Origin of the sequence: Pantoea sp. X85 (assembly GCF_029623675.1) — a bacterium.
Taxonomy (GTDB): Bacteria; Pseudomonadota; Gammaproteobacteria; order Enterobacterales; family Enterobacteriaceae; genus Pantoea; species Pantoea leporis.
In genome coordinates, this window is record NZ_CP121108.1 from 3,203,725 (window position 1) to 3,215,984 (window position 12,260).

At 51.3% G+C, this 12,260-nt stretch carries 13 protein-coding genes and 1 other annotated feature; of the genes, 4 read left to right on the plus strand and 9 right to left on the minus strand.

The window, feature by feature from the left end; translation table 11 throughout:
- Positions 1-260 precede the first annotated feature (260 nt).
- From clpB to rluD, 3 genes are all read right to left on the minus strand, one after another.
- Positions 261-2,834, minus strand: coding sequence for an ATP-dependent chaperone ClpB (gene clpB / locus P6287_RS14970; protein WP_277973996.1), 2,574 nt, complete (start codon positions 2,832-2,834; stop codon positions 261-263).
- A 126-nt stretch (positions 2,835-2,960) separates the two neighbouring features.
- Positions 2,961-3,689 carry a purine nucleoside phosphorylase YfiH gene (yfiH, locus tag P6287_RS14975; RefSeq protein ID WP_192411984.1) on the minus strand — a complete coding sequence of 243 codons (729 nt, stop codon included), beginning with the start codon at positions 3,687-3,689 and terminating at the stop codon, positions 2,961-2,963.
- Entirely contained in the window at positions 3,686-4,666 is a 981-nt protein-coding gene (gene rluD, locus P6287_RS14980; protein WP_008109013.1) for a 23S rRNA pseudouridine(1911/1915/1917) synthase RluD, read from the minus strand. The genes yfiH and rluD overlap by 4 nt, the downstream gene beginning before the upstream one ends.
- 130 nt (positions 4,667-4,796) lie before the next feature.
- On the opposite strand from rluD, the gene bamD reads away from it, so the two are divergent.
- The 4 genes from bamD to pheA all read left to right on the plus strand — a co-directional run bounded on the left by bamD (position 4,797) and on the right by pheA (position 7,547).
- Positions 4,797-5,537 carry an outer membrane protein assembly factor BamD gene (bamD, locus tag P6287_RS14985; RefSeq protein ID WP_277973997.1) on the plus strand — a complete coding sequence of 247 codons (741 nt, stop codon included), beginning with the start codon at positions 4,797-4,799 and terminating at the stop codon, positions 5,535-5,537.
- A 276-nt stretch (positions 5,538-5,813) separates the two neighbouring features.
- Positions 5,814-6,140, plus strand: a complete 327-nt coding sequence (raiA, locus tag P6287_RS14990) for a ribosome-associated translation inhibitor RaiA (protein ID WP_008109009.1) — start codon at positions 5,814-5,816, stop codon at positions 6,138-6,140.
- 96 nt (positions 6,141-6,236) lie between these two features.
- Positions 6,237-6,361 (plus strand) — a sequence feature (Phe leader region).
- Complete coding sequence (gene pheL / locus P6287_RS14995; RefSeq protein WP_100703679.1) at positions 6,238-6,285, plus strand: pheA operon leader peptide PheL; 48 nt, start codon at positions 6,238-6,240, stop codon at positions 6,283-6,285. (Overlaps the previous feature by 48 nt.)
- 22 nt (positions 6,362-6,383) lie before the next feature.
- Complete coding sequence (gene pheA / locus P6287_RS15000) at positions 6,384-7,547, plus strand: bifunctional chorismate mutase/prephenate dehydratase (RefSeq protein WP_277973998.1); 1,164 nt, start codon at positions 6,384-6,386, stop codon at positions 7,545-7,547.
- A gap of 32 nt (positions 7,548-7,579) precedes the next feature.
- On the opposite strand, the gene tyrA is transcribed toward pheA, so the two are convergent.
- The 6 genes from tyrA to rpsP form a co-directional block, all read right to left on the minus strand.
- Positions 7,580-8,701 (minus strand): bifunctional chorismate mutase/prephenate dehydrogenase, encoded by a 1,122-nt coding sequence (tyrA, locus tag P6287_RS15005; RefSeq protein WP_061719956.1) that lies wholly within the window; start codon positions 8,699-8,701, stop codon positions 7,580-7,582.
- A 6-nt stretch (positions 8,702-8,707) separates the two neighbouring features.
- Complete coding sequence (locus P6287_RS15010; protein ID WP_101762625.1) at positions 8,708-9,787, minus strand: 3-deoxy-7-phosphoheptulonate synthase; 1,080 nt, start codon at positions 9,785-9,787, stop codon at positions 8,708-8,710.
- Between the two features lie 387 nt (positions 9,788-10,174).
- The gene (rplS, locus tag P6287_RS15015) at positions 10,175-10,525 is read right to left on the minus strand and encodes a 50S ribosomal protein L19 (RefSeq protein ID WP_007893316.1); all 351 of its coding nucleotides are present in this window, start codon (positions 10,523-10,525) and stop codon (positions 10,175-10,177) included.
- 42 nt (positions 10,526-10,567) lie between these two features.
- Complete coding sequence (gene trmD / locus P6287_RS15020) at positions 10,568-11,332, minus strand: tRNA (guanosine(37)-N1)-methyltransferase TrmD (protein ID WP_192236546.1); 765 nt, start codon at positions 11,330-11,332, stop codon at positions 10,568-10,570.
- A gap of 35 nt (positions 11,333-11,367) precedes the next feature.
- On the minus strand, positions 11,368-11,916 hold the full coding sequence (rimM, locus tag P6287_RS15025; RefSeq protein ID WP_277973999.1) for a ribosome maturation factor RimM: 549 nt from the start codon (positions 11,914-11,916) through the stop codon (positions 11,368-11,370).
- Between the two features lie 18 nt (positions 11,917-11,934).
- On the minus strand, positions 11,935-12,183 hold the full coding sequence (rpsP, locus tag P6287_RS15030; RefSeq protein ID WP_007893313.1) for a 30S ribosomal protein S16: 249 nt from the start codon (positions 12,181-12,183) through the stop codon (positions 11,935-11,937).
- Between the last annotated feature and the right edge of the window lie 77 nt (positions 12,184-12,260).

Consider the following 12,260-nt stretch of genomic DNA (forward strand, 5'->3'; position numbering starts at 1 on the left):
TACTCTCCTTCGGAGTCAAACACTTTTTTCAGCGTTTTCATCCGGCGGGATGAATTTCTTCACTCCCTGCCAAGCCGTCTGCGTTGCCGCTTTGCCGTCTCAGTGGTGGCGCATTATAGGGAGTTCATTTCAGCTGACAAGTGCTAATTTGAAGTTTTTGCGCGACCGCTCACTTTCCAGGCTATACGTTGCAAAAAGCAGCTAATTCTTGCATAAAGGCAAAAAAAACGGGCCCGCGGGCCCGTTTAAATCGGAAGGGATTACTGATGAGCAACGATCACATCGTCTTTTACATCCATTTCGATGGTTCTTCCCGGAACCAGGGCACCAGAAAGAATTTGCTGAGCCAGCGGGTTTTCAATCTGCTGCTGAATAGCACGTTTCAATGGACGCGCACCATAAACCGGGTCGTAGCCATTCTCGCCGAGCAGTTTGAGCGCCTCATCGGAGATATGCAGCTGATAGCCACGCTCCTCAAGACGTTTATACAAACGTTGCAGCTGAATCTGCGCAATTGAAGCAATGTGTTTTTCGCCCAATGGGTGGAACACCACCATGTCATCGATACGGTTGATAAACTCTGGGCGGAAATGCTGCCCCACAACCGTCATCACCACCTGTTTCATCTCCGCATAATCCAGAGAACCGAAACGTTCCTGAATAAGATCGGAGCCAAGGTTCGAGGTCATGATCACCACGGTATTGCGGAAATCGACCGTACGGCCCTGTCCATCGGTTAAGCGACCATCATCCAGCACCTGCAACAGAATGTTGAACACATCAGGATGCGCCTTCTCCACTTCATCCAGCAGAATCACCGAATAAGGCCGACGACGTACCGCTTCGGTCAGATAACCACCCTCTTCGTAGCCGACATATCCCGGAGGTGCACCCACCAGCCGCGACACCGAGTGTTTTTCCATAAACTCGGACATATCAATACGCACCATCGCGTCATCGCTATCGAACAGGAAGCTGGCCAGCGCTTTACACAATTCGGTTTTCCCTACTCCCGTTGGTCCGAGGAACAGGAAGGAACCAATTGGACGATTCGGATCGGACAAGCCGGCACGACTACGACGAATCGCATTCGAAACCGCTTCTACCGCTTCGTTCTGGCCAATGACGCGTGAATGCAAATCCTGCTCCATACGCAGCAACTTGTCGCGCTCGCCTTCCATCATGCGTGCGACAGGAATTCCGGTCCAACGCGCCAGTACATCGGCGATCTCCACATCCGTTACGCGATTACGTAACAGCTTCATGGTTTTACCTTCAGACTGCGTAGCGATGGCTAACTGTTTCTCCAGCTCCGGAATTTTACCGTACTGCAGCTCAGACATCTGACCCAGGTCACCAACGCGACGCGCTTGCTCCATCGTCAGGCGCGCTTGCTCCAGCTCGGCTTTAATGTTTTGCGTGCCGGTTAATGAGGCTTTTTCCGCTTTCCACTCCTCTTCCAGCTCAGCATATTCACGCTCTTTCTGGTCAAGTTCACTTTCCAGCATTTCCAGACGCTTCACGCTGGCGTCATCAGACTCTTTCTTCAGCGCCTGCTGCTCAAGTTTCAACTGGATGATGCGGCGCTCAAGGCGATCAAGGGATTCAGGCTTCGAATCCATCTGTAAACGAATGCTTGAGGCCGCTTCGTCTATCAGGTCGATGGCCTTATCCGGCAGCTGACGATCGGAGATGTAACGATGCGACAACGTCGCCGCAGCCACAATCGCCGGATCGGTGATCTGCACATGATGGTGCAGCTCATAGCGTTCTTTCAGTCCGCGCAGAATGGCAATGGTATCTTCGACACTCGGCTCAGCAACGAAGACTTTCTGGAAACGACGTTCCAGCGCCGCATCTTTCTCTATGAACTGACGATACTCATTCAACGTAGTTGCGCCGACACAGTGCAACTCACCACGCGCCAATGCGGGTTTCAGCATGTTGCCGGCATCCATGGCGCCATCGGCTTTACCTGCGCCCACCATGGTATGCAGTTCGTCGATAAACAGAATGACGTTGCCTTCCTGCTTCGCCAAATCGCTAAGCACGCCTTTGAGGCGCTCTTCAAATTCACCGCGATATTTGGCGCCCGCCACCAGCGAACCCATATCCAGAGCCAGCACGCGACGGCCTTTCAGCCCTTCCGGTACTTCGCCATTGATGATGCGCTGCGCTAAACCTTCGGCAATAGCCGTTTTACCGACGCCGGGTTCACCAATCAGCACCGGGTTATTTTTGGTACGACGCTGCAACACCTGAATGGTGCGGCGAATTTCTTCATCACGACCGATAACCGGATCCAGCTTGCCGAGTTCGGCACGCTCTGTAAGGTCGATGGTGTATTTTTTTAATGCCTGACGCTGATCTTCAGCCCCTTGATCGTTCACGCTGTCTCCTCCCCGTATTTGCTCGATGGCCGCAGAGAGTTTTTCCGGAGTCGCGCCAGCTGATTTCAATAGATCAGCCAGCGAGCCACGTGAATTAAGGGCCGCCAATACAAATAATTCAGATGATATAAAGTTGTCGCCGCGCTTTTGCGCCAGCTTGTCGCACAGATTGAGTACCCGAATCAGATCGGCGGATGGCTGCACATCGCCGTCCGTGCCTTCAACCTGAGGTAGTCGATTAATCGCTTGTTCAATGCTGGTACGCAGGCCAGCCACGTCGGCACCCGCTGCGCTGAGCAACGGACGCACCGATCCGCCTTCCTGGTTGAGCAATGCGCTCATCAAATGAAGGGGTTCAATGAATTGATTGTCATGTCCCAGAGCAAGGGACTGTGCATCGGCAAGTGCCAGTTGAAATTTATTAGTAAGACGATCCAGACGCATAATTCCTCCCATTACAGGTCAAAATGCTACTGGAGATTAAATGAGGTCATCCCTCAAATTTTTCAAGGTTAATGACCTGAGTTGTGAGCAAAAAATACGCTAACTGGACCGTCTTGTGGCGTAAGGTTATCTCAGCCAAATCAAAGTTGCCATACGCCCGGTGATTCCGTCGCGTCGGTAGGAGAAAAAATCATCGCGCTCATGGAAGGTACATCGCGTTGAACCGCTGATGGAATGCACGCCGGCGGCCTGCAGACGCTGACGCGCCAGCAGCCAAATATCGGCGAAGTATTGGTTACCCGCCGGGCGGAAAGCCTCTTCCGCTTGTGAATCATGGGCCATAAATGCCGTTCTGACTTCCGAGCCAACTTCAAATGCCAGCGGCCCAATTGCCGGACCAAGCCATGCATGAATGTCATTTGGCGCGCAGTGAAACTGTGACAACGTCTGTTCCAGCACGCCATTACAGAGTCCACGCCAACCGGCATGTGCTGCCGCGACTTCACTGCCATCCTTGCTGCAGAACAGCACCGGCAAACAATCCGCCGTCATCACTGCGCAAACCACCCCGCTTTCACGCGTGATTGCGGCATCAGCGCGCGGCAGCGGATCGCTGGCGGGTAAACGCGCAACCACTTGACCATGGATCTGATCCAGCCATTGCGGCATTGCAGGTAACGTCAGTTGTTCAACCAGGCGTTGACGATTCTGAGCAACATGCGCCTCAGCGTCGCCAACATGCCCACCAAGATTCAACGAATCCCATGGAGCAGCGCTGACGCCGCCGTAACGCGTGGTGGAACATGCCCGAACATGCTGCGGCGCAGGCCAATCCGGGATGATCCATTCACTCATAGCCAATCCATCTGATCGCGGAATTCAAGGGTATCGGCTTTCAGCGCATCAATTAAATCGACCATATCCTGCGGCAACGGCGCGTGCCATTCCATCTCAATACCGGTGATTGGGTGATAGAGACGTAACATCGTGGCATGCAGCGCCTGGCGATCAAAACCCCGTAGCGTAGTGATGAAAGCTTCAGATGCCCCTTTTGGCGGACGTGGACGGCCACCGTACAGCGGATCGCCCACCAGCGGATGGTTGATATGCGCCATATGCACACGAATCTGATGGGTACGACCGGTTTCGAGACGCAAACGCAAACGCGTATGGGCACGAAAATGCTCCATGATGCGATAGTGCGTGGTTGCCGGTTTACCCATCGGGTGCACCGCCATGTGCGTACGTTTGGTTGAGTGGCGCGCCATGGGCTGATCCACCGTACCGCCCGCAGTCATGGTGCCAATAGCCACCGCTTCATATTCACGCGTGATTTCGCGCAGCTGCAGCGTTTCAACCAGATGCGTTTGCGCAGGAACGGTTTTCGCGACCACCATCAAACCGGTGGTATCTTTATCCAGACGATGAACAATGCCTGCACGAGGTACGTCAGCGATCGGTGGATAGTGATAAAGCAGTGCGTTAAGCACTGTGCCATCAGGATTACCGGCGCCAGGATGTACCACCAAACCGCGAGGTTTGTTAATGACCAGAATGTCGTCATCTTCATAGACGATATTCAGTGGGATGTTTTGCGCTTCCCAGCGTTGCTCTTCTTCGATCTCAGCATCAATCGAGACATGCTCACCGCCAAAAACTTTTTCTTTTGGTTTATCGATGATAGTGCCGTTGACGCTGACTCGGCGCTCAAGAATCCATTCTTTTATGCGAGAACGTGAATAATCAGGGAACAATTCTGCCAAAGTCTGATCTAAGCGTTGTCCAAGCTGTGCTTCGGACACCGTTGCGGTGAGTTGAACTTGTTGTGCCATATACAGCTTCTTCGTTAACGTTGGGTTTTCACGGCGATGCCGTTTAATATAATGTGCTATCGTACCTGGTCATAACTGGGAGCTATACGGACAGCTTCTGCTACAACACTTTGAGGATAATCATTTCGTCATGACGCGTATGAAACATCTGGTGGCTGCTGCCACACTGAGCCTGAGCCTGTCGCTTGTGGGTTGTTCTGGCTCATCAGATCCAGTCCCGGACAGCCCGCCGTCTGAAATTTACGCCACGGCCCAGCAAAAGCTGCAGGACGGTAACTTTAAAGCGGCGATTAAGCAACTGGAAGCACTGGATAACCGCTATCCGTTTGGTCCTTACTCGCAGCAAGTACAGCTGGATTTAATCTACGCGTATTACAAAAATGCCGATCTGCCACTGGCGCAAGCCGCTATATCTCGCTTTATGCGTCTGAATCCAACCCATCCGAATATCGACTATGTCATCTATATGAAAGGCCTGACGGATATGGCGCTGGACGATTCTGCACTGCAGGGCTTCTTCGGTATCGATCGTTCCGATCGTGATCCGACGCACGCTCGTGATGCTTTCCGTGACTTCTCGCAATTACTGCGCGGTTATCCAAACAGCCAATATGCTGCGGATGCGCAGAAACGTTTGGCATTCCTGAAAGAGCGCCTGGCGAAGTATGAACTCTCGGTGGCGCAATTCTATACCAAGCGCGGTGCCTATGTCGCTGTTGTTAACCGAGTGGAAACAATGATGAAGGATTATCCGGATACTGAGGCGACCCATGAAGCGTTGCCGTTGATGGAGAATGCTTACCGCCAGCTGCAGTTGACGGCTGAAGCCGACAAAGTGGCAAAAATCATTGCGGCAAATAATCAGTCCTGATTATTACACCCACAAAAAAGCAGCCCATGAGGCTGCTTTTTTTATGCCACTTTGTGGATAATTCAGCAGTTTTACAGATTTATCGCTGCAGTTATCCAGTCAATCATGCGCCCTTCCCCAGTCGTCTTCAAGTATTTCCCGCCACTTTCCCGGCCTTTCTCACAATTAAGCGGCATTGACAAAAAGTGACATTTCAATGTGATTTAGATCACACATTTTCTTAATTTCCGCGGTATGCTGGACCTACCCACACGGAAATGACAGAGAGGTTTAACTATGATTCTGAACATTACCAGCAAACAAATGGAAATCACCGAGGCCATCCGTAACCACGTTGAAGAGCGTCTCGCCAAGCTGGAAAAATGGCAAACACATCTGATAAACCCTCACATTGTGTTATCGAAAGAGCCGAAGGAGTTTGTGGCTGATGCCACCATTAATACGCCTAACGGTACGCTGGTTGCCAGCGCGAAACATGATGATATGTATACGGCCATCAATGACTTGATTGCCAAGCTGGAGCGACAACTCAATAAAGCGCAACACAAACCCGAAGCCCGTCGCGCCAACAGCAGTGTGAAAGATTTTCTTCCTACGGAATAAGCAAACATCTTTAGTAACGCGCCTCCGGGCGCGTTTTTTATTGACAGCTTTAAATCACTGCGGTTACTCTCAAGCCACTTTATTTATGGAAACAATCATGAAACATCTGCCGTTCTTCTTCGCATTCTTTTTTACCTTCCCCTGATTGGGAGGCGATTCGTCATGTGAAAATGAATGCGAAGACGAACAACAAAGCCTCCCAAATGGGAGGCTTTTTTATTGGACATTTTACAGGTGAGCCCTATGAATCCCGAAAATCCGCTGCTGGCATTACGCGATAAAATCAGCGCCATTGATGAAAAACTCTTAGCGCTTTTGTCGGAGCGTCGCATACTGGCCGTTGAAGTTGCGCAGGCTAAACTGGCAACGCATCGCCCTATCCGCGATGTTGAGCGTGAACGCGCTCTGCTGGAAAACTTAATTTCACTGGGTAAAAAGCATCAGCTTGATGCGCATTACATCACTCGCCTGTTTCAGTTGGTGATTGAAGATTCGGTTCTTACTCAGCAAGCCTTGTTGCAAAAGAATCTCAACCATCCACATGCTCACGCACCGCGCATTGCATTCCTCGGTCCGAAAGGTTCCTACTCACATCTTGCGGCGCGCAAATACGCCACCCGACATTTTGATTCAATGGTTGAGATCGGCTGCCTGAAATTCCATGACATCATCCATCAGGTGGAAAGTGGACAAGCGGACTACGCGGTGATGCCGATTGAAAATACCAGCTCTGGTTCGATCAACGACGTTTACGATCTGCTTCAGCAAACCACGCTATCGATTGTGGGTGAACTGACCATTCCAATTGAGCACTGTGTGCTGGTCAACGGCAGCACCGATTTGCAGCAGATCGAAACGGTATATAGCCATCCACAGCCATTCCAGCAGTGCAGCCAGTTCATTAATCGTTTCCCGCAGTGGAAAATCGAATACACCGAAAGCACCGCTGCAGCGATGGAGAAAGTGGCAGCGATGAATTCACCAAAGGTTGCCGCATTGGGTAGCGAAGCGGGCGGTGAGCTGTATGGATTGCAGGTGCTGGAGCGCAATCTGGCCAATCAACAGCAGAACCACACGCGCTTCATCGTGCTGGCACGCAAAGCGATCGAAGTTTCGGGTCAGGTTCCAGCGAAAACAACATTGATCATGGCAACGGGTCAACAAGCAGGCGCATTGGTGGAAGCGCTGATGGTATTACGTAACCACGGCCTCATCATGAGCAAACTGGAAAACCGTCCCATCAACGGCAATCCGTGGGAAGAGATGTTTTATATTGATGTGCAGGGCAATCTGCAGTCAGAAAATATGCAGCTGGCGTTAACCGAGTTGAGCGGCTTAACCCGTTCATTAAAAGTTCTTGGCTGCTACCCAGGCGAGAATGTGGTGCCGGTTGAGCCGCGCCTCTAAGCAAAAAGGCATCCTCACGGATGCCTTTTTTTTTACTGCCGGCTGTCGTTCGCCGATCGCAGCATGCTTCTGCTTTCGACCAGGAAGCGTTTCGCGTAATCACCAAACCAGTGTTCGACGCGCTCAAAGCTATCGATAAAGGCTTGCTTATCGCCCTGCTCGAGCAGTTTGATCGCATCGCCAAATCGCTGGTAATAACGTTTAATCAGCGCCAGATTGCTCTCCGAGGACATGATGATGTCCGCGTAAAGCTGTGGATCCTGCGCAAACAGACGTCCAACCATTGCCAGTTCAAGGCGGTATATCGGTGAAGATAGCGCCAGCAGCTGATCCAGATTAACGTTCTCTTCCGCCAGATGCAGACCGTAAGCGAAAGTCGCAAAGTGACGCAGTGCCTGAATAAACGCCATATTCTGGTCGTGCTCAACGGCACTGATACGATGCAGCCGCGCGCCCCAAACCTGAATCTGCTCAAGAAACCACTGATAAGCTTCCGGCTGACGGCCATCACACCAAACCACAACCTGCTTTGCCAGGCTGCCGCTGTCCGGGCCAAACATCGGATGCAAGCCCAGAACCGGTCCGGTGTGCGCGGCCAGCATCGCCTGTAGTGGGCGATTCTTCACCGAAGCCAGATCGACCAGAATGCAGTCTTCTGGCAATTTCGGCAGCTCACCGATGATTTGCTCGGTCAGATGAATTGGCACACTGATGATCACCATGCCCGCATCTTTCAGCAGCTCGTCAGAGCGTTCCCAATCGCCTTTATCCAGAATGCGGACCTGATAGCCAGAAAGCGTCAGCATCTTTTCAAAAAGACGCCCCATCTGGCCGCGGCCACCTACAATCACCACCGGACGCAACGTCGGACACAGCGTTTTGAAGCCTTTGTCATTTTCATGTGCATAGGATTCACGCATCAAACGACGCAATACATCTTCAATCAAGTCCGGCGACACGCCGAGCGCTTCAGCTTCCTGGCGGCGTGAAGCCAGCATGCTGGCCTCACGCTCAGGAACATAGATCGGCAAACCGTAGCGGCTTTTAACTTCCCCTACTTCGGCTACCAGCTCCAGTCGTTTTGCCAGTAACCCAAGCAGTGCTTTATCTACTTCATCGATTTGATCGCGTAGCGCGGTCAGTTCAGCCACCATGACTCATTACACCTCGTGTGACAGACGCGCCGACAGCACTCCCTGCAGATCCTGATGGATTTCACGCAGCAATGTTTCAGTGGTTTCCCAGTTGATGCAGGCATCAGTGACGGACACACCGTATTTCATTTCGCTACGTGGCTGTTCAGAAGACTGGTTGCCTTCATGAATGTTGCTTTCCAACATCAGGCCAATGATGGAACGGTTTCCATCTTTAATCTGCGCAATAGCCGATTCGGCTACGCCAGGCTGGCGACGATAGTCTTTATTAGAATTACCATGGCTGCAATCTATCATTAAGGCCGGACGCAGTCCCGCTTTCAGCATCTCTTTTTCACACTGAGCGACATCTTCTGGACCGTAGTTAGGTGCTTTACCGCCGCGCAGAATCACATGTCCATCTGGGTTACCCTGCGTTTGCAGCAAGCAAACCTGGCCGGCCTGATTGATGCCAACAAAACGGTGCGGCATTGCGGCGGCGCGCATGGCGTTAATCGCGGTGCCCAGGCTGCCATCCGTACCATTTTTAAAACCAACCGGCATAGAAAGGCCTGAAGCCATTTCACGGTGGGTTTGTGATTCGGTGGTACGCGCACCAATCGCTGACCAGCTAAACAGATCGCCAAGATATTGCGGGCTATTCGGATCCAGCGCTTCGGTCGCCAGCGGTAAACCCATCTCCACGAGATTAACCAGCAGTTGACGCGCGATATGCAGGCCAGCTTCCATATCAAACGAGTTGTTCATGTAAGGATCGTTGATTAACCCCTTCCAGCCGACGGTGGTTCGAGGTTTTTCAAAATAAACGCGCATAACGATGTACAGCTGATCCTTCAACTGTGCAGAGAGAGATTGCAACTGACGGGCATAGGCAAGTGCGGCTTCAGTATCGTGAATCGAACAAGGACCACAAACCACCAACAGACGCGGATCGCGGCCCGCAATAATGTCGGCAATGGTTTGGCGAGAAGACGCAATTTGCGCTTCCTGCGCCGCAGTGAGCGGGAATTTGGCTTTCAGCTCTTGCGGGGTAATCAAAATTTGTTCGTCGGCGATATGCACATTGTTCAGCGCGTCTTTTTGCATGATTGCGATCCTTTTTACTCGTTTATGCGGTTTGGGATCCTCACTGAGGATGGCGCTTACTTTATCACACCCTGTACAGGTTGCAATCCACCTATGTACACATTTATTACCACATCAAATAAAAAACACAGAAAAAATCTAAATATTCATTAGAATCATACTAATAACATAAATAGTGAAAGGATGGCACTGTAAACTAAAGGTTACACCTGATTATGTTCTGATGATGCTCTCAACTAAAAGTTTGGTATAACATTTTGATTTTCATTGTTTTCAGGAAACATACACTTTCCATCTTAGGGATGATCCTGCGCCCTTATACGCCCATAAAAAAAGGGGCTGGCCAAATGGCCAACCCCTTGTTTGCTATTAACTTTGAGAAGTCGCTTACGCGCCAAGACGCTCTTTGATACGAGCTGACTTACCGGTACGCTCACGCAGGTAATACAGTTTGGCTTTACGCACAGCACCACGACGTTTAACAGCAATGCTGTCAATTACTGGAGAGTGAGTCTGGAAGACACGCTCAACACCTTCGCCGTTAGAAATCTTACGAACAGTGAATGCAGAATGCAGACCGCGGTTACGAATAGCGATAACCACGCCCTCGAATGCCTGCAGACGCTTCTTAGAACCTTCTACGACCCATACTTTCACTTCCACGGAATCACCCGGACGGAATGAAGGTACGTCCTGCTTCATCTGCTCTTGTTCAAGTTGCTTGATAATGTTGCTCATAATTAAATCTCTTATCCTGGGTAAACTGATAGTGAGGGAAGATTACTCTCCCGCCTCATCGTTTTGTTGCTGCTGATGTTCACGCTGGAACTCATTTAGCAACCGTGCTTGCTCTTCAGTCAGAGCCAGGTTTTCCAGAAGTTCAGGTCTTCTTAGCCAGGTACGGCCTAACGACTGTTTCAGGCGCCAGCGGCGAATATCGGCATGGTTGCCCGACAGTAAAACTGGCGGAACTTCCATCCCTTCTAACACTTCAGGTCGGGTGTAGTGCGGGCAATCCAGCAAACCATCCGAGAACGAATCCTCATCGGCTGACGCCTGTTTTCCCAGTACGCCGGGAATAAACCGCGCGACCGAGTCAATCAACGTCATGGCTGGCAGCTCACCGCCACTGAGCACGTAATCACCGATTGACCATTCTTCATCAATCTCAGTGTGAATCACGCGCTCATCTATCCCTTCATAGCGACCACACACCAGAATCAACTTCTGATGGGTCGCCAGTTCGCAAACGCCCTGTTGGTCCAGTTTGCGTCCCTGAGGTGAAAGATAAATCACCTTAGCACCTTCTCCCGCCGCTGCTTTCGCTGCTGAGATGGCGTCCCGTAAGGGTTGCACCATCATCAACATTCCCGGTCCGCCGCCGTAAGGACGATCGTCCACGGTACGGTGCCGGTCATGCGTGAAGTCACGAGGACTCCAGCTTTGAATGTCGAGCAGGCCATTTTTTACTGCCCGGCCAGTTACCCCGTACTCGGTAATAGCGCGAAACATCTCTGGAAACAGGCTAATAACACCAATCCACATCGCGTTCGCCGTTACGTTACCGGATTGTCCGGAGATCAAAAACCAGGATCCCAATCTACTTCAATAAGGCCAGTAGAGAGATCGACTTTCTTGATAACCTGTTCATCAAGAAACGGGATTAACCGCTCTTGCGCACCGAATGCATCCTTCAGGTTTGCCTTAACGACGAGAACGTCGTTCGATCCGGTTTCCATCAAATCAATGACTTTGCCCATCTCGTAGCCTTCGAGGTTCACTACTTTCATTCCCATAAGGTCTTTCCAGTAGTAATCGCCTACTTCCAGCGCTGGCAGCTGCGTGGAGTCGACCGTAATTTCGCAATTGGTCAACTGTGCCGCAGCATCCCGATCGTCAATGCCTTTGACTTTGATGATCAGGTCCTGATTGTGGTGCTTCCAGCCCTCGAGTTCGACCTGCTGCCATTTACCGGCGCGCTGGATGAACCAAGGTTGGTAGTCGAAGATGCTTTCAGCGTCTTCAGTGGAGGAAAACACTTTGAGCCAACCCCGAATTCCGTAAGCCGCGCCCATTTTTCCCAATACAATCGGGTTAACGGGAGGCTGCCCGGCAGGTTTAATGCTCATGCTCACCACCGTGACAGATTAAGCTGCTTTCTTTGCTTCTTTGATCAGCGCGTTAACGCGATCAGAAAGCGTTGCGCCCTGGCCAACCCAGTGCTCAATACGGTCCAGATCCAGACGCAGACCTTCAGCCTGACCAGAAGCGATCGGGTTGAAGAAACCTACGCGCTCGATGAAACGACCGTTACGAGCATTGCGGCTGTCAGTGACGACGACCTGATAGAACGGACGCTTTTTAGCGCCGTGACGTGCCAAACGAATTGTTACCATAACATCCTCATTAGTTAATAAAGCGCTCGGGCCCCATCGAGGAACGGGGCCCGAGCGCGATATAAAAAGCCCGAAAA